A 16,702-nucleotide genomic window follows, 5' to 3' on the forward strand; every position below is an offset into this window, starting at 1 on the left:
TCCGGGAGGATTCGAACCTCCGACCGCTCGGTTCGTAGCCGAGTACTCTATCCAGCTGAGCTACGGATGCATCGGGATTTACTACTGTACTGCTCGATATTCATATCACTTCTAAAGCAATATGAAGTAATAGATGGTGCATCCGGGAGGATTCGAACCTCCGACCGCTCGGTTCGTAGCCGAGTACTCTATCCAGCTGAGCTACGGATGCAAAATGGCGGTGAGGCGGGGATTCGAACCCCGGATGCAGCTTTTGACCGCATACTCCCTTAGCAGGGGAGCGCCTTCAGCCTCTCGGCCACCTCACCACACAACGCCTCTTTCGAGTGCTTCGAGTAACTCGTTAAGAGCTTCTCGTCGCTGCGTGGCGCATATATTACTTTCTGGGACTTATAAGTCAAACAATTTTCCAAAAGCTTTTATCGTTTGCACAAATCACACGCAATTCGCATGTAAAAGCCGCAAAGAGGGTGTTTTATAAGCGGATTTTGCAGGCATCTTCACAGAAAACCTGTGCAGAAATGGCGGTGTTGAGACGAGTTAAGGCTAACGGAGTGGTTAAAAAGAGAGCGATTGAAATTAAACGGTAACTTTGAGCAGGAAAAATGACAGGAGGGTTGCGTCTCGCCCGACAGCGAGACGCGACAATATCAGTAACTGGACTGCTGGGATTTTTCAGCCTGGATACGCTGGTAGATCTCTTCACGGTGGACAGATACTTCTTTAGGAGCGTTAACACCAATACGTACCTGGTTACCCTTTACCCCTAAAACTGTCACGGTGACCTCATCCCCAATCATGAGGGTCTCACCAACTCGACGAGTCAGAATCAGCATTCTTTGCTCCTTGAAAGATTAAAAGAGTCGGGTCTCTTGTATCCCGGCATTATCCATCATATAACGCCAAAAAGTAAGCGATGACAAACACGTAAAGTGTAAGCAGTCACGGCATCACATTCTGTTAAACGTAAGTTTAGCCGATATACACAAACTCAACCTGACTTTATCGTTATCGATAGCACAGTGAACAAGACGCCATAACGTTACCGCTATGGCGTCTGCTTGCGCTTTGTAGTTATTACAGTTTCGCGCTTACCCAGCTTTCAACGCTGGCCAATGCTGCAGGGAGTGCCGCCGCATCCGTACCACCGGCTTGCGCCATGTCCGGACGACCGCCCCCCTTGCCGCCCACCTGCTGAGCGACCATACCAATCAGTTCCCCTGCTTTTACGCGGTCGGTCACATCCTTAGAGACGCCCGCAATCAGAGAAACCTTACCTTCTGCCACTGTCGCCAGCACGATAACGGTAGAACCAAGCTGGTTCTTGAGATCGTCGACCATAGTACGCAGCATCTTAGGCTCAACGCCCGCCAGATCGCTGACCAGCAGTTTGACGCCCTTAATGTCTACAGCCTTGCTGGAGAGGTTTGCACTCTCCTGCGCCGCAGCCTGCTCTTTCAGCTGCTGCAGCTCTTTTTCCAGCTGACGCGTGCGATCCAGTGCAACGCGCACTTTCTCGCCCAGGTTCTGGCTATCGCCTTTAAGCAGCTGTGCGATGTCGTGCAGCTGATCGCTCTGCGCATGCAGGCTGGCAATAGCACCTTCACCGGTCACCGCTTCAATACGACGCACACCAGCCGCCGTACCCGACTCGGAAACAATGCGGAACAGGCCGATGTCACCGGTGCGGGATGCGTGAGTACCGCCGCACAGTTCGGTAGAGAAGTCGCCCATGCTCAGTACGCGAACACGTTCGTCATATTTCTCACCAAACAGCGCCATTGCACCTTTCTTCTTCGCCGCCTCGAGATCCATGATATGGGTTTCGATTGGCAGGTTACGACGAATCTGCGCGTTCACCAGATCTTCCACCGCACGGATTTCAGACGGTTTCATCGCTTCAAAATGCGAGAAGTCGAAACGCAGCACTTTGTCGTTAACCAGAGAACCTTTCTGTGCAACATGATTACCCAGCACGTCGCGCAGGGCTGCATGCATCAGGTGGGTTGCAGAGTGGTTCAGACGGATGCGTGCACGGCGAGCTTCATCAACGTTAGCCTGTACGCCCTCGCCCACTTTCAGAGAACCGGAAACCAGTTTGCCCTGATGACCAATCGCCTGACCGTATTTCTGGGTGTCGCTGACGCTGAAGCTGAAGCCATTGCCTTTCAGTTCGCCTTTATCGCCAACCTGACCGCCGGATTCCGCATAGAACGGCGTTTTGTCCAGAATAACAACGGCATCCTGACCTGCGCTGATGCTGTCCACGGCTTTACCGTCAACAAACAGGGCGGTCACTTTGCCGGTCAGTTCCAGCGCTTCATAACCTTTAAATTCTGACGCGCCATCAACGCGGATCATCGCGTTGTAGTCCGCACCGAAACCGCTGGATTCACGCGCACGACGACGCTGCTCTTCCATCGCGGCTTCGAAGCCCGCTTCGTCAACTTTAATGTTGCGCTCGCGGCAAACGTCCGCCGTCAGGTCAACCGGAAAACCGTAGGTGTCATACAGGCGGAAAGCGGTTTCGCCATCCAGCGTGTCGCCTTTCAGTTTCGCCAGTTCTTCATCCAGCAGTGCCAGACCGCGCTCCAGCGTACGCGCAAACTGTTCTTCTTCGGTTTTCAGAACCTGCTCTACCTGCGCCTGCTGGCGTTTCAGCTCATCACCGGCAGCACCCATCACACCAATCAATGGCCCAACGAGTTTATAGAAGAAGGTGTCCTTCGCGCCCAGCATGTTGCCGTGACGGATTGCACGACGAATGATACGACGCAGCACGTAGCCACGGTTTTCATTCGACGGGATAACGCCGTCGGCAATCAGGAACGCACAGGAACGAATATGGTCCGCGATAACGCGCAGCGATTTGTTGTTCAGGTCGGTCGCGCCGGTGACTTCCGCAACGGCTTTGATCAGGGTGCTGAACAGGTCAATCTCGTAGTTGGAGTTAACGTGCTGCAGAACCGCGGCAATACGCTCCAGACCCATACCGGTATCAACGGAAGGCTTCGGCAGCGGTTCCATCGTACCGTCGGCCTGACGGTTGAACTGCATGAAGACGATGTTCCAGATCTCAATATAGCGATCGCCGTCTTCTTCCGGGCTGCCAGGAGGGCCACCCCAGATGTGGTCGCCGTGATCGTAGAAGATCTCGGTGCACGGACCGCAAGGGCCGGTGTCACCCATCTGCCAGAAGTTGTCAGACGCGTATGGCGCGCCTTTGTTATCACCGATGCGAATAATACGCTCGCGCGGGATCCCGACTTCTTTTTCCCAGATTTCGTAGGCTTCGTCATCGGTTTCATAAACGGTAACCCACAGACGCTCTTTCGGCAGGTTGAACCAGTTTTCACCGGTCAGCAGTTCCCACGCATATTGAATGGCATCGTGTTTGAAGTAGTCGCCGAAGCTGAAGTTACCCAGCATTTCGAAAAACGTGTGGTGACGCGCGGTGTAACCGACGTTTTCCAGGTCGTTGTGTTTACCGCCCGCACGCACGCAACGCTGTGAGGTTGTGGCGCGGGAATAATTACGCTTGTCGAGACCAAGGAACACATCCTTGAACTGGTTCATCCCGGCGTTGGTAAACAGCAGAGTCGGATCGTTGTTCGGTACCAGGGAGCTGCTGGCAACAACCTGGTGTCCCTTACTATGGAAAAAATCGAGAAACGCCTGACGGATCTCAGCGGTGCTCTTGCTCATAATTATCCTGAAATCAAGCTAACGAAATGTCGTAGCCAGCCTGTATCGGTAAACCGTTGGACAGACCAGCTACTGGAAAAAGTGGGAATAAGATAAGTTTTCTTTGGAGGGAAGTAAAATCCCGCATGCGTTCAATCGGCAAAATTACGCCAGATATCCTGAATATCTTCCATCAGAAAGCCGCGGTAGAGCAAAAAGCGCTGGATTTTGACTTTTTCTGAAAATTCACGCGGCAGCGGTTCACCGTATTTACGCATGGCCTGTTCTTTTGCCAGCGCGCACCACTCAATGTCGCATTCGCGCATCGCTTTTTCGATGGCCTCCCGGGCCACCCCTTTCTGGTTCAGCTCCTGGCGGATGCGCGCGGGTCCATATCCTTTGCGGCCGCGGCTGGCGAGAAACCGTGAGGCGAAACGCTCGTCATCGAGATAGTGATGCTCGTAGCACCAGGCAATTACGCGGTCATAATCTTCCGCGGTGGCATCAATCTCTTCCGGCCCGTTTTTACTCATCACCGGAGCCGACAGTTTTCGCCGTAGCTCCTGTTCACTGTGGTCACGGACGGCAAGAATACGTACCGCACGATCCAGTAAGCGTGAGTATGCCGGTCGACGTGATGTAGGTTCACTCATAAAAAACCTGCTGATTCAGAAATGCAAAAAGGGCCGCATCAGCAGCCCTTCATCGTTAAACGAGAGAATTAAAAGTCTTCGTTAGTTTCTTCAGCATCCGCGGCATCCACCACGAAATCAGGTTTGGAGTCCTGGTTGTTCAGCAGAAGCTCACGCACTTTCTTCTCAATCTCTTTCGCCGCAGCCGGGTTATCTTTCAGCCAGGAGATCGCATTCGCTTTACCCTGACCAATTTTGTCACCGTTGTAGCTGTACCAGGCGCCCGCTTTTTCAATCAGCTTCTCTTTCACGCCGAGGTCAACCAGCTCGCCGAGGAAGTTGATCCCTTCGCCGTAGAGGATCTGGAATTCAGCCTGTTTGAACGGCGCAGCGATTTTGTTCTTCACAACCTTGACGCGGGTTTCGCTACCGACGACGTTCTCGCCCTCTTTCACCGCGCCGATACGGCGGATATCCAGACGGACAGAGGCGTAGAATTTCAGTGCGTTACCACCGGTCGTGGTTTCTGGGTTACCGAACATCACCCCAATTTTCATACGGATCTGGTTGATGAAGATCAGCAGCGTGTTGGACTGCTTCAGGTTACCCGCCAGCTTACGCATCGCCTGGCTCATCATACGTGCCGCGAGGCCCATGTGAGAGTCACCGATTTCACCTTCGATTTCGGCTTTTGGCGTCAGCGCAGCAACGGAGTCGACTACGATAACGTCAACGGCACCAGAACGCGCCAGCGCATCACAAATTTCCAGCGCCTGCTCACCGGTGTCCGGCTGAGAACACAGCAGGTTGTCGATATCTACACCCAGCTTACGGGCATAAACAGGATCCAGCGCGTGCTCGGCATCGATAAACGCACAGGTTTTACCTTCGCGCTGTGCCGCGGCAATCACCTGCAGCGTCAGGGTGGTTTTACCGGAGGACTCTGGCCCGTAGATTTCTACGATACGGCCCATAGGCAGACCGCCAGCGCCCAGCGCGATATCCAGAGAAAGCGAACCGGTGGAGATGGTTTCCACATCCATGGAACGGTCTTCACCCAGGCGCATGATGGAGCCTTTACCGAATTGCTTTTCGATCTGGCCCAGTGCTGCCGCCAACGCTTTCTGTTTGTTTTCGTCGATAGCCATTATTACTCCTGTCATGCCGGGAGAAGCGACTGTGCTTCACCGTGGATTTCTGTTCTGTTGGTGCAATTATACTGTATGGTCATACAGTATCAAGTGTTTTGTAGAAATTGTTGCCAGAGCGTTTTTAACGCATAAACGGTGGCCTGACGACGCACGCTTTCGCGATCGCCGCTAAAGCACTCCCGGCGGGTGATCCCCTCCCCTTTGGCGGTGGCAAACCCAAACCACACGGTGCCGACAGGCTTTACGTCGCTGCCGCCGTCCGGGCCTGCGATGCCGCTTATGGAAATCGCGTAATCTGCCCGAGCCTCTTTGAGCGCACCAATGGCCATCTCGATCACCACCGGTTCGCTGACCGCGCCATGCTGTTCCAGCGTGGATTCACGTACGCCAATCATCTGTGCTTTAGCTTCGTTACTGTAGGTCACAAAACCGCGTTCAAACCAGGCGGAACTGCCGGCAATATCGGTAATCGCTTTCGCCACCCAGCCGCCGGTGCAGGATTCCGCTGTGGTGATTGTCGCGCCACGCTGCTTAAGCGCAAGGCCAACTATCTCGCTCAGCTGCATCAATTCATGGTCAGTCATTCTCGCTCCAGGCATCAGAAAAACGTGCTGCACAAGATAGCACTTTCTCGTCAGATATGGGGATACGCTTCAGGTTTTACGAGGGGGCTTCAGAAAAAAGCCGGTGCGGGCGCACCGGCCAGCAAGAAGGTTATTTCATGCTGTCTGCGAGGGTGTTCACATTGTGGCGAAACGCCTTAACGTAGGTGTCTGCCACTCCACCTTTTGCCGACAGCGCTTCCGGGTAAAGTTCGCCCCCCGGCTGTGCGCCTGTCGCCGACGCAATCTGTTTCACCAGACGCGGATCGAGCTGGTTTTCCATAAACCAGGTTTTCACACCGTCGGCTTTAATCTGATTGATAATCTCTGCGACCTGCGCCGCGCTGGCCTCGCTCTCAGACGAGAGCCCCTGCGGCGCCATAAAGGTCACGCCATAGGCACGGCTAAAATAGCCGAACGCGTCATGGCTGGTCAGCACATTACGCTTCGCCTGCGGGATCTGGCTGAAGCGCGTTTTAGCCCAGCTATCCAGCTGGTTAAGCTGCGCGATATACGCTTTTCCGGAGGCTTCCAGCGCGGCTTTATCTTGCGGATCGGCTTTCACCAGCCCGTTCAGAATATTTTGTGCATACAGCGCCCCGTTCGCCGCGCTGTTCCACGCGTGCGGATCGGTCACGGTTTTGCCCTCTTCTTCCAGGGTGTGCGTTTTCACCCCGGTCGATGCCACCACAAGCTGTCCTTTAAATCCGGAGGCCTTCACCAGACGGTCGAGCCAGCCCTCCAGACCCAGACCGTTCACCACCACCACATCAGCCTTGCTGAGCGCCGCGCTGTCTTTCGGTGACGGTTCGAAGGTATGCGGATCGCCGTCAGGCCCAACCAGCGTCGTCACGTTGACATGGTCACCGCCCACCTCCTGCGTGATGTCCCCCAGTATCGAAAAGCTGGTGACCACATTCAGCGTTTTCGCCATCACGCCGTGCGACATCATCCCCAGCGCGAGCGCCATAATTAATCCTGTACGTTTCATCGTTTCCCCTTGCGTTAAAAAAGCGCGCGCAGACTGCCAGCGAGCCTGCTTCGCGTACCCAATAAAATGGAAATAAAGAACAGCGCGCTGGCGGTGAGCACGATGGATGGCCCGGCAGGTAAACTCATCGCCCAGGAGAGGCTCAACCCCAGCCATGCGCAGAAAATACCGCTGATGCCCGCCATCAGGAGTAACCCTGGCAGCGTGCGCACCCAGCAGCGGGCCGCCACGGCTGGCAGCATCATCAGCCCGACGGCCATCAGCGTACCGAGGACCTGAAAACCCGCCACCAGGTTAAGGACCAGCAGCGCCAGAAACAGCCCGTGCAGCAGGCCAGGCAGCCAGCGGGCGTTCACCTGTAGCCAGGCGGTATCAAACGCTTCCGTGACCAGCCCGCGATAGAAAATCGCCAGCGTGATAAGGGTGAACATGCAAACGCCCGTGACGAACAGCGCGGCGTCATTGTCCACGGCGAGGATGGATCCAAACAGCAGATGCAGCAGATCGACATTCGACCCGCGAAGCGACACCAGCGTGACGCCCAGCGCCAGTGAGCCAAGATAAAACCCGGCAAAGCTGGCATCCTCTTTAAGCGGCGTGCGTCGGCTGACCAGACCGGCCATCAGCGCTACGGTAATTCCCGCGATAAAACCGCCAATACTCATCGCCAACAGCGACATGCCGCTGAGCAGGTATCCCACGGCGACACCCGGCAAAATGGCGTGAGAAAGCGCGTCGCCCATCAGGCTCATGCGACGCAGCTGAAGAAACACGCCGAGTGCGGTGGTGCTGACAGAAAGCGCCAGGCAAACCACCAGCGCGCGACGCATAAAGCCGTACTCAATAAACGGCTGAAAAAAGAGATGCCAGATCATGCCACCCTCACCCGTTCGGTTTTCCATTGGGGAATGTCAGCGTCCAGCCGTAACGTCTGCGGGAAGTGGCGCGACACGCGCTCGCTGTCGTGGAGTACCGCGAGCAGCGTTTGCCCCTGCATATACATTTCCAGCATCAAATCCATCAGCACGTTGCAGGTGGCTTCATCGACTCCGGTAAAGGGCTCATCAAGCATCACCAGCGGCGCCTGCTGCACCAGGACGCGTGCAAACAGCATGCGCTGAAACTGACCGCCGGAAAGTTCATCGATGGTGGATAACGCCATGGATTCCAGCCCGACGCGCTCCAGCGCGCTCCTGATGCGCAACCGCGTTTCCCGACGAAACCCGGAAAAAAGCGAAATACCCGGCCAGCAGCCCATACTTACGACGTCCTGTACGGTCAGCGGAAACTGCGCCTCCAGCGCGTGACGCTGCGCCAGCCAGCCAATCACCGGGCGCTTTCCCTGCCAGTGGAAACCGCCGCTCACGGGAGGAATAAACCCTGCCAGCGTTTTCAGCAGCGTGGATTTCCCGCAGCCGTTAGCGCCGATAATGGCGGTCATGCTTCCCCGTTCAATCACACCCGAAAGAGGACGCGTAACGGATCCTCGGTCATAACCCGTCGTGAGCGCATTCATCACAATCATGGCAGTGCCACCGCCCAGCGCACGGCCAGCCCGATGAAAACAACAAGTACCAGCGCCAGCAAAAGCCGAACCAGCGCAGAGAGAGAAAAAAGGGACGTTGACATCTCGATACCACATTAAATGTTATAACATAACAATAATGAAAGGCGATTGAGATGTAAATGGCGCGTTGAAAAGGGAGTGTGGCGAAATGTTTCTGAGAAAACCAGGACGGGCGCGGGGTGCCCTCACCCCAGCCCTCTCCCACAGGGAGAGGGAGGAATAAGACGACTTACTGACTAAACGGCGACGCTGCCGGCACGCGGGCCTGCGATACCGCCAGCCCCAGCTGCCACACCGCCATTGCGTAGTGGGTGCTGTGGTTATAACGGGTGATGGTGTAGAAGTTCGGCATGCCGTACCAGTACTGATAGCCGGTTCCTACGTCCAGACGCAGCAGGCTCACCTGATCAACATTGCCCAGCGGCTGGGTTGGCGTTAAGCCCGCCGCCGTCAGCTGTGCGACGCTGTACTTAGTTTTGAAGCCGTTATCCAGACCAAACGCCTCGCCGTTAGCCTGCACCGCCACCTGTCCGCCCGGCGTCCAGCCGTGCGCTTTAAAGTAGTTTGCCACGCTGCCGATGGCATCCACCGGATCCCACAGGTTGATATGACCATCCCCGTTAAAGTCGACGGCATATTCTTTATAGGAGGACGGCATAAACTGGCCGTAGCCCATCGCACCGGCAAACGACCCTTTCAGATCGAGCGGGTCGTCCTGTTCGCTTCGCGCCATCAGCAGGAAGGTTTCCAGCTCGGAAGAGAAATACTCCGCACGGCGTGGATAGTTAAAGGAGAGCGTCGCCAGCGCGTCAAGGATGCGGGTTTTCCCCATCACGCGGCCCCAGCGGGTTTCCACGCCGATAATCCCGACGATGATTTCCGGCGGTACGCCGTACACCTGCCACGCGCGGTTAAGCGCATCTTCATACTGATTCCAGAACGCCACGCCGTTTTGCACGTTGTCCGGGGTAATAAACTGTTTGCGATAGCGCAGCCACGCACCGTTCGGCCCGCTCGGCACCTGAGCCGTCGGCGCCTGCCTGTCCATCAGGCGCAACACGTAGTCCAGACGCTTGGCCTGCGACAAAATTTCGTGCAACTGCTGTCTGTCAAAGCCGTGTTTGCTCACCATTTTATCGATGAACTGCTCGGCCGCCGGGTTATTGGCGAAGTCGCCGCCCATCTGCATCATATTGTGCTGCGGCTCCAGCAGGAATCCCCCGGAAGGCGCGCCCGCCGTTTGCTGAACGGCTTCGGTCTTAGGTTTGCTACTACAGGCAGACAGCAGAATAAGCGCAGGCAACAGCGCTGCATAACGACGCTTGAACATGAGACATCCATTTAACGGGTTCGATAAGAACCCAGTATGGTAAAGCATCCGCAACACCTCAAGGAAGCGGTACGCACCTACCCAACGCAAATCCGCCCTTTTTTCCACCGAAAACCATTCACCCCATCAATAAACTTTCAAAATAATCCATTTTTCTTTCATTGTGAGATCTAACTAACACTTTAAAACCTTTCAAAGTGATTATTATTAACCGCAGTCAGACAAAAACAAAAAAGCCCCACAGGAGAGAAGAATGATAGAAACCATCACCCACGGCGCCGAGTGGTTCATCGGGCTGTTTCAGAAAGGCGGAGAAGTGTTCACCGGCATGGTGACCGGGATCCTGCCCCTGCTGATCAGCCTGCTGGTGATCATGAACGCGCTGATTAACTTTATCGGCCAGCAGCGCATCGAACGCTTCGCCCAGCGCTGCGCCGGGAACCCGCTGTCCCGCTACCTGGTTTTACCCTTCATCGGCACCTTCGTGTTCTGCAACCCGATGACCTTAAGCCTTGGTCGCTTCATGCCAGAAAAGTACAAGCCGAGTTATTACGCCGCCGCCTCCTACAGCTGCCATTCCATGAACGGCCTATTCCCGCACATCAACCCAGGCGAGCTGTTTGTCTACCTCGGGATCGCCAGTGGCCTCACCACCCTTGGCCTGCCGCTCGGCCCGCTGGCGGTGAGCTATCTGCTGGTTGGTCTGGTGACCAACTTCTTCCGCGGCTGGGTGACGGACCTCACCACCGCCATTTTCGAGAAAAAAATGGGCATCCAGCTTGAACAGAAAGTCCATCTTTCAGGAGCCACAGCATGAACCGGATCCGCATTGAGAAAGGCACGGGCGGCTGGGGCGGCCCGCTAGAGTTCGACGCCACCGAAGGCAAAAAGATCGTCTATATCACCGCGGGTACGCGCCCGGCGATCGTCGATAAGCTGCGCGAGCTGACCGGCTGGGAAGCGGTCGACGGCTTCAAAGAAGGCGAACCGCCGGAAGCGGAAATCGGCGTGGCGGTCATCGACTGCGGCGGCACCCTGCGCTGCGGCATCTATCCGAAGCGTCGCATTCCAACGGTGAATATTCACTCCACCGGAAAATCAGGCCCGCTGGCGCAGTACATCCTTGAAGACATTTATGTGTCTGGGGTGAAAGAGGACAACATCACTCTGGTGAATGGCACTCCCGCGCCGCAAAAAGCGGCCCCGCGCGAGTACGACACCAGCAAGAAGATCACCGAGCAGAGCGACGGGCTACTGGCGAAGGTCGGGATGGGCATGGGTTCCGCCGTGGCGGTGCTGTTCCAGTCCGGGCGCGACACCATCGACACGGTGCTGAAAACTATCCTGCCGTTTATGGCGTTCGTCTCGGCACTCATCGGCATCATCATGGCGTCCGGCCTGGGTGACTGGATTGCCCACGGCCTCGCCCCTCTCGCCAGCCACCCGCTCGGGCTGGTGACGCTGGCGCTGATCTGCTCCTTCCCGCTGCTGTCGCCGTTCCTCGGCCCGGGCGCGGTCATTGCCCAGGTCATCGGCGTGCTGATTGGCGTGCAGATTGGCCTGGGCAATATTCCCCCGCACCTCGCCCTGCCCGCCCTGTTTGCCATTAACGCCCAGGCGGCGTGCGACTTCATCCCCGTTGGGCTGTCGCTGGCTGAAGCGCGCCAGGACACCGTGCGCGTGGGCGTCCCGTCCGTACTGGTCAGCCGCTTCCTGACGGGCGCACCGACGGTGCTGATTGCCTGGTTTGTCTCCGGCTTTATTTATCAATAAGAGGTTCCAGCCATGACCGTGATTTACCAGACCACCATTACCCGCATCGGCCAGAGCGCCGCCGACGCGCTGAGCGACCAGATGCTGATCACCTTCCGGGAAGGCGCCCCGGCGGATATTGAAGAGTTTTGTTTTATCCACTGCCACGGCGAGCTGAAAGGCGAGCTGAAGGCCGGTAGCCAGCTGGAGCTGGGCGAGGCGCGCTATGCCGTGACCGCCGTTGGCGACGTGGCCGAGCAAAACCTGCGCGAGCTGGGCCATATCACCCTGCGTTTTGACGGCCAGCCGCAGGCGGAGTATCCCGGTACGGTTCACGTGGCGGGCCCGGTTCCGCAGGCTGTCATCCCAGGCTGCACGTTAAAATTTGTTGCGTAATTTAAGGAGAATCACATGAGTCAGGTTGCCGTTGTCATTGGTGGGGGACAAACCTTAGGCGAGTTCCTCTGCCGTGGGCTTGCCGCAGAGGGTTACCGCGTGGCGGTAGTGGACATTCAAAGTGAAAAAGCCGCCCGCGTGGCGGATACCATCAACACCGAGTTTGGTGAAGGGATGGCGTACGGCTTTGGTGCCGACGCCACCAGCGAGCAGAGCGTGATGGCGTTGGCTCGCGGCGTGGACGAAATTTTTGGACGTACCGACCTGCTGGTCTACAGCGCGGGAATTGCGAAAGCGGCCTTTATCAGCGATTTCGAGCTGGGGGATTTTGACCGCTCGCTGCAGGTGAACCTGGTGGGCTATTTCCTCTGCGCCCGCGAGTTTTCCCGTCTGATGATCCGCGACGGCATTCAGGGGCGCATCATTCAGATCAATTCAAAATCAGGGAAGGTAGGCAGCAAGCACAACTCCGGCTACAGCGCGGCAAAGTTTGGCGGCGTGGGGCTGACGCAGTCTCTGGCGCTGGATCTGGCTGAATACGGCATTACCGTTCACTCGCTGATGCTGGGCAACCTGCTGAAATCGCCGATGTTCCAGTCTCTGCTGCCGCAGTACGCCACCAAGCTTGGCATCAAAGCAGAAGAGGTGGAGCAGTACTACATCGATAAAGTGCCGCTGAAGCGCGGGTGCGACTATCAGGACGTGCTGAACATGCTGCTGTTTTACGCCAGCCCGAAAGCCTCGTACTGCACCGGGCAGTCGATTAACGTCACCGGCGGGCAGGTGATGTTCTGAGTTCATTCCCCGGTGGCGCTGCGCTTACCGGGGCTACAATCCCCGTAGGCCGGGTAAGGCGCAGCCGCCACCCGGCAGTTAAGGAGCCGATATGGTAACCGCACTCATCACCGTCGCCGCCCTCGCCTGGATCTGCCAGATGGCGTTTGGCGGCTGGCAGATCCACCAGTTTAACCGCGCGTTTGACGCCCTCTGCCAGAAAGGCCGCGTGGGCGTCGGACGTTCCGGCGGACGCTTCAAACCGCGGGTCGTCGTTGCTGTTGCGCTGGATGAAAACAATAACGTCTGCGATTCCCTGATCATGCGCGGCATGACCGTCTTCGCCAGACCGGTGAAAATCCAGGCAATCAAAGGCATTTCGTTGCAGGAATTGCGGCCTGATGTGATCTTTCCCCATGATCTACTCTGTCAGAATGCACTATCATTAGCGCTTAATCTGAAACATGGATAATTTCGTTGTGAAAGCTATAGACTTGCGAAATTATCATTTCGCAACCTAAGGAACGAAGCGCCTATGAAACCTCGTCAGCGGCAGGCGGCCATTCTCGAGCATCTGCAAAAGCAGGGAAAATGCTCGGTAGAGGATCTGGCCCACTACTTTGACACCACCGGCACGACAATACGCAAGGACCTGGTATTGCTCGAAAACTCTGGCGCCGTTATTCGAACCTACGGCGGCGTGGTGCTCAATAAGGACGAAGCGGACCCGCCTATCGATCACAAAACGCTGATCAACACCCACCAGAAGGCGCTGATCGCCGAAGCGGCGGTGAAATTTATCCACGATGGCGACTCCATTATCCTCGACGCTGGCAGCACCGTCCTGCAGATGATCCCCCTGCTCAACCGCTTTAATAACATCACGGTGATGACCAACAGCCTGCACATCGTCAACGCCCTGTCGGAATTCGACAGCGAGCAAACTATCCTGATGCCCGGCGGCACCTTCCGTAAAAAATCCGCGTCGTTTCACGGTCAGCTGGCCGAGAACGCCTTTGACCACTTTAGCTTTGATAAACTGTTTATGGGCACCGACGGCATCGACCTGAGCGCGGGCGTCACCACCTTCAACGAGGTGTTCAGCGTCAGTAAAGCGATGTGCAACGCCGCGCGGGAAGTGATCCTGATGGCAGACTCCTCGAAGTTTGGCCGCAAAAGCCCCAACATTGTCTGTAGCCTGGAAAGCGTCGACAAACTGATTACCGACGCGGGTATCGACCCGGCGTTCAAAAAAGCGCTGGAAGAGAAAGGCATCGACGTGATCGTAACCGGAGAGAGAGATGAGTGATTTTCTGTTAGAAACGGGCCGCCAGACGCTGATGCTGGAGCTGCAGGAAGCCAGCCGCCTGCCGGAACGTCTGGGCGAGGATTTTGTCCGCGCCGCCAACACCATTATCCACTGCGAGGGTAAAGTGATTGTGGCGGGCATCGGGAAATCCGGCCATATCGGCAAAAAGATTGCCGCGACGCTGGCCAGCACCGGGACGCCCGCTTTCTTCGTGCATCCGGCAGAAGCGCTGCACGGCGATCTGGGGATGATCGAAAGCCGCGACGTGATGCTGTTTATCTCCTACTCCGGTTCGGCTAAAGAGCTGGATCTCATTATTCCACGTCTGCAGGAAAAGTCGGTCGCTCTGCTGGCGATGACCGGGAAGTCCCGCTCGCCCCTTGCGCTGGCCGCCAAAGCGACGCTGGATATTTCCGTTGAGCGCGAAGCCTGTCCGATGCACCTCGCCCCCACCTCCAGCACCGTCAACACGCTGATGATGGGCGACGCGCTGGCGATGGCGGTGATGCAGGCGCGCGGCTTTAACGAAGAAGATTTTGCCCGTTCGCATCCGGCCGGAGCGCTTGGGGCACGCCTGCTCAATAGGGTTCACCACCTGATGCGAACTGACGATGCCATTCCGCAGGTCAAACTCGATACCAGCGTCATGGACGCGATGCTGGAGCTCAGCCGCACCGGCCTGGGCCTGGTGGCGGTATGTGACAATGACGGCTTCGTGAAGGGCGTCTTTACCGATGGAGACCTCCGCCGCTGGCTGGTGGGCGGCGGCAGGCTGGAAGCGCGGGTTTCGGAAGCGATGACCCAGGGCGGGCTGACGCTGAGCGCCGAGAGCCGCGCCATTGAGGCCAAAGAGGTGCTGATGAAGCGCAAGATCACCGCCGCGCCGGTGGTGGATGACACCGGCAGGCTGTGCGGTGCCATTAACCTGCAGGATTTCTACCAGGCCGGGATTATCTAACCCTTCAGTCCGAGACGCTTCGCCAGCCGGTGCAGGTTGGCGACGTCCATCTCCAGCGCCCGCGCGCACGCCGCCCAGCTGCGGTTGTTCTGCTCCAGCGCGCGGGTAATCATTTGGCGCTGGAACGCTTCCGTCGCCTCGCGCAGGTTCTCATTTACACTCTCTGGCACACGCTGGGCCACCGTCTGTACGGCGTCATCGTGCAACGCAAAATGACGCGCGTGGATCACCACCTCATCACCCGAACGCGCCGCCCGCGCCAGCACCACCGCACGGTGAAACGCATGCTCCAGCTCGCGCACGTTGCCCGGCCAGCCGTAGCTCAGAAGATGCGCTCTCGCCCCCGGGCTTAGCACCACGCGAGACAACCCCATCCTTAGACGGCACTGCTCGCAGAAAAAGCCCGCCAGCAGCAGCACGTCGTCCCCGCGTTCGCGCAGCGGCGGCACGGTTAGCGGGAACACGCTCAGGCGGTGGAACAGGTCAGCGCGGAAGTTCCCGGCCAGCACCGCTTCACGCAGGTCGCGGTTCGTCGCCGCCAGCACGCGCACGTCCACTCTGTGGCTGCGGTCATCCCCCACGCGCTGGATATCGCCGTACTGCAACACGCGCAGGAGTTTGGCCTGTAACGACAGGGAGAGCTCACCAATTTCATCCAGAAATAGCGTGCCGTTATCAGCCATTTCAAACTTGCCGCTGCGGTTGCTGATGGCCCCGGTAAACGCCCCTTTGACGTGACCAAACAGCTCGCTTTCCGCCACGCTCTCCGGCAGCGCGGCGCAGTTGAGGTACACCAGCGGGTTCACCGCGCGCGGCGAGGCTTCGTGAATGGATTTCGCCACCAGCTCTTTACCGGTACCCGTTTCCCCGAAGATCAGCACGTTCAAATCGGAGGCGGCGACAATCTCAATCTCCTTTTTGAGCTGCGTCATGCCCGGCGAAAGGCCGATCATCTCCGTGTGCGCCACCTGCTCAAACGCCGCCGGGCTGCCGGGAAGAATGTTCTGGCTCTCAAGCTGTTCAATCAGCAGGGCGTTGTTCAGCGCCCCGGCGGCCAGCGCGGCAATCAGGCGCAGCTCTTCGTCGCTGAAGGTATCGAACTGGTCCGGCGACATACCGTCGAGCGTCAGTGCCCCAATCAGGTTTTGCCCGGCAAACAGCGGCAGGCCGATGCAGGCGTGCACCTTCAGGCTCTCCTGGCCTGGAATGAGGCCGTCGTACGGGTCGGGCAGATCGCTGTCCGCCGGGAAACGCACCACGTCACCCGCCCGGGCGATGGTCTCCAGCCGCGGATGACCTTCAAGAGTAAAACGCCGCCCGAGAACGTCCCTGGACAGCCCGTCGATAGCCAGCGGAATAAACTGCCGCCCCTCGTAGCGCAGCAGCGCCGAGGCATCGCACGCCAGCACGTGGCGCAGCGTGGAGATCAGCCGCTGAAAGCGGTCCTGATGCCCAATACCGGTTTGCAGTTCAATGGCGATCTTCGCCAGCACCTCTACGGAAAAGCTCATGTCTACCTCGCTGTCATTTTGACAATCCATATTGTCATATTGACC

The 16,702-nt window shown here is 57.2% G+C and carries 17 protein-coding genes and 2 tRNA genes; 7 read left to right on the plus strand and 12 right to left on the minus strand.

Features of this window, described 5'->3' with window-relative positions; genetic code table 11:
* Positions 1–134: 134 nt before the first annotated feature.
* From E3U32_RS17205 to mltB, 11 genes are all read right to left on the minus strand, one after another.
* Positions 135–211: transfer RNA gene (locus E3U32_RS17205), tRNA-Arg, on the minus strand.
* 4 nt (positions 212–215) lie between these two features.
* Positions 216–308 (minus strand) — tRNA-Ser (locus E3U32_RS17210).
* A gap of 342 nt (positions 309–650) precedes the next feature.
* Positions 651–836 carry a carbon storage regulator CsrA gene (gene csrA, locus E3U32_RS17215; protein WP_000906486.1) on the minus strand — a complete coding sequence of 62 codons (186 nt, stop codon included), beginning with the start codon at positions 834–836 and terminating at the stop codon, positions 651–653.
* Between the two features lie 241 nt (positions 837–1,077).
* Positions 1,078–3,705: an alanine--tRNA ligase gene (gene alaS / locus E3U32_RS17220; protein ID WP_134349751.1), complete on the minus strand. Its 2,628-nt coding sequence runs from the start codon at positions 3,703–3,705 to the stop codon at positions 1,078–1,080.
* Positions 3,706–3,836: 131 nt separating this feature from the next.
* Positions 3,837–4,337, minus strand: a complete 501-nt coding sequence (gene recX, locus E3U32_RS17225) for a recombination regulator RecX (protein ID WP_134349752.1) — start codon at positions 4,335–4,337, stop codon at positions 3,837–3,839.
* 68 nt (positions 4,338–4,405) lie between these two features.
* On the minus strand, positions 4,406–5,464 hold the full coding sequence (gene recA / locus E3U32_RS17230) for a recombinase RecA (protein ID WP_047646223.1): 1,059 nt from the start codon (positions 5,462–5,464) through the stop codon (positions 4,406–4,408).
* A gap of 89 nt (positions 5,465–5,553) precedes the next feature.
* Complete coding sequence (gene pncC / locus E3U32_RS17235) at positions 5,554–6,051, minus strand: nicotinamide-nucleotide amidase (protein WP_109844694.1); 498 nt, start codon at positions 6,049–6,051, stop codon at positions 5,554–5,556.
* A 130-nt stretch (positions 6,052–6,181) separates the two neighbouring features.
* Complete coding sequence (locus tag E3U32_RS17240) at positions 6,182–7,060, minus strand: metal ABC transporter substrate-binding protein (protein WP_134349753.1); 879 nt, start codon at positions 7,058–7,060, stop codon at positions 6,182–6,184.
* Positions 7,061–7,074: 14 nt separating this feature from the next.
* Positions 7,075–7,935 (minus strand): metal ABC transporter permease, encoded by an 861-nt coding sequence (locus E3U32_RS17245; protein ID WP_059312443.1) that lies wholly within the window; start codon positions 7,933–7,935, stop codon positions 7,075–7,077.
* Entirely contained in the window at positions 7,932–8,585 is a 654-nt protein-coding gene (locus E3U32_RS17250; RefSeq protein WP_134349754.1) for a metal ABC transporter ATP-binding protein, read from the minus strand. The genes E3U32_RS17245 and E3U32_RS17250 overlap by 4 nt, the downstream gene beginning before the upstream one ends.
* Before the next feature lie 271 nt (positions 8,586–8,856).
* Positions 8,857–9,957, minus strand: coding sequence for a lytic murein transglycosylase B (gene mltB / locus E3U32_RS17255; protein WP_208527919.1), 1,101 nt, complete (start codon positions 9,955–9,957; stop codon positions 8,857–8,859).
* 253 nt (positions 9,958–10,210) lie between these two features.
* Between mltB and srlA the strand changes: the two genes are divergently transcribed.
* The 7 genes from srlA to gutQ all read left to right on the plus strand — a co-directional run bounded on the left by srlA (position 10,211) and on the right by gutQ (position 15,146).
* Positions 10,211–10,774, plus strand: coding sequence for a PTS glucitol/sorbitol transporter subunit IIC (srlA, locus tag E3U32_RS17260; protein WP_023333189.1), 564 nt, complete (start codon positions 10,211–10,213; stop codon positions 10,772–10,774).
* Positions 10,771–11,730, plus strand: a complete 960-nt coding sequence (gene srlE, locus E3U32_RS17265; RefSeq protein ID WP_059312440.1) for a PTS glucitol/sorbitol transporter subunit IIB — start codon at positions 10,771–10,773, stop codon at positions 11,728–11,730. Before srlA ends, srlE begins: the two co-directional genes overlap by 4 nt.
* Before the next feature lie 12 nt (positions 11,731–11,742).
* On the plus strand, positions 11,743–12,105 hold the full coding sequence (srlB, locus tag E3U32_RS17270; protein WP_047173860.1) for a PTS glucitol/sorbitol transporter subunit IIA: 363 nt from the start codon (positions 11,743–11,745) through the stop codon (positions 12,103–12,105).
* Between the two features lie 15 nt (positions 12,106–12,120).
* Positions 12,121–12,900: a sorbitol-6-phosphate dehydrogenase gene (gene srlD, locus E3U32_RS17275; RefSeq protein WP_023294411.1), complete on the plus strand. Its 780-nt coding sequence runs from the start codon at positions 12,121–12,123 to the stop codon at positions 12,898–12,900.
* Positions 12,901–12,991: 91 nt separating this feature from the next.
* A complete protein-coding gene (gene gutM / locus E3U32_RS17280; RefSeq protein ID WP_134349756.1) occupies positions 12,992–13,351 on the plus strand; it encodes a transcriptional regulator GutM in 360 nt (119 codons plus the stop codon).
* 63 nt (positions 13,352–13,414) lie between these two features.
* On the plus strand, positions 13,415–14,188 hold the full coding sequence (srlR, locus tag E3U32_RS17285) for a glucitol operon DNA-binding transcriptional repressor SrlR (protein ID WP_134349757.1): 774 nt from the start codon (positions 13,415–13,417) through the stop codon (positions 14,186–14,188).
* Positions 14,181–15,146: an arabinose-5-phosphate isomerase GutQ gene (gene gutQ, locus E3U32_RS17290; protein WP_134349758.1), complete on the plus strand. Its 966-nt coding sequence runs from the start codon at positions 14,181–14,183 to the stop codon at positions 15,144–15,146. The genes srlR and gutQ overlap by 8 nt, the downstream gene beginning before the upstream one ends.
* Here the strand turns inward: gutQ and norR are convergent.
* On the minus strand, positions 15,143–16,657 hold the full coding sequence (gene norR / locus E3U32_RS17295; protein WP_134349759.1) for a nitric oxide reductase transcriptional regulator NorR: 1,515 nt from the start codon (positions 16,655–16,657) through the stop codon (positions 15,143–15,145). The genes gutQ and norR overlap by 4 nt on opposite strands.
* Positions 16,658–16,702 lie beyond the last annotated feature (45 nt).

It is taken from the genome of Lelliottia nimipressuralis (genome assembly GCF_004402045.1).
Lineage (GTDB): Bacteria > Pseudomonadota > Gammaproteobacteria > Enterobacterales > Enterobacteriaceae > Enterobacter > Enterobacter chinensis.

Excerpts from the sequence above, each read along its gene's own strand:
- srlB (WP_047173860.1), top strand. The coding sequence starts at position 11,743 with ATGACCGTGATTTACCAGACCACCATTACCCGCATCGGCCAGAGCGCC.
- srlE (WP_059312440.1), top strand. The coding sequence starts at position 10,771 with ATGAACCGGATCCGCATTGAGAAAGGCACGGGCGGCTGGGGCGGCCCG.
- pncC (WP_109844694.1), bottom strand. The coding sequence starts at position 6,051 with ATGACTGACCATGAATTGATGCAGCTGAGCGAGATAGTTGGCCTTGCG.
- srlA (WP_023333189.1), top strand. The coding sequence starts at position 10,211 with ATGATAGAAACCATCACCCACGGCGCCGAGTGGTTCATCGGGCTGTTT.
- alaS (WP_134349751.1), bottom strand. The coding sequence starts at position 3,705 with ATGAGCAAGAGCACCGCTGAGATCCGTCAGGCGTTTCTCGATTTTTTC.
- csrA (WP_000906486.1), bottom strand. The coding sequence starts at position 836 with ATGCTGATTCTGACTCGTCGAGTTGGTGAGACCCTCATGATTGGGGAT.
- E3U32_RS17250 (WP_134349754.1), bottom strand. The coding sequence starts at position 8,585 with ATGATTGTGATGAATGCGCTCACGACGGGTTATGACCGAGGATCCGTT.
- gutQ (WP_134349758.1), top strand. The coding sequence starts at position 14,181 with ATGAGTGATTTTCTGTTAGAAACGGGCCGCCAGACGCTGATGCTGGAG.
- recA (WP_047646223.1), bottom strand. The coding sequence starts at position 5,464 with ATGGCTATCGACGAAAACAAACAGAAAGCGTTGGCGGCAGCACTGGGC.
- srlD (WP_023294411.1), top strand. The coding sequence starts at position 12,121 with ATGAGTCAGGTTGCCGTTGTCATTGGTGGGGGACAAACCTTAGGCGAG.
- srlR (WP_134349757.1), top strand. The coding sequence starts at position 13,415 with ATGAAACCTCGTCAGCGGCAGGCGGCCATTCTCGAGCATCTGCAAAAG.
- E3U32_RS17245 (WP_059312443.1), bottom strand. The coding sequence starts at position 7,935 with ATGATCTGGCATCTCTTTTTTCAGCCGTTTATTGAGTACGGCTTTATG.
- recX (WP_134349752.1), bottom strand. The coding sequence starts at position 4,337 with ATGAGTGAACCTACATCACGTCGACCGGCATACTCACGCTTACTGGAT.
- E3U32_RS17240 (WP_134349753.1), bottom strand. The coding sequence starts at position 7,060 with ATGAAACGTACAGGATTAATTATGGCGCTCGCGCTGGGGATGATGTCG.
- norR (WP_134349759.1), bottom strand. The coding sequence starts at position 16,657 with ATGAGCTTTTCCGTAGAGGTGCTGGCGAAGATCGCCATTGAACTGCAA.
- gutM (WP_134349756.1), top strand. The coding sequence starts at position 12,992 with ATGGTAACCGCACTCATCACCGTCGCCGCCCTCGCCTGGATCTGCCAG.
- mltB (WP_208527919.1), bottom strand. The coding sequence starts at position 9,957 with ATGTTCAAGCGTCGTTATGCAGCGCTGTTGCCTGCGCTTATTCTGCTG.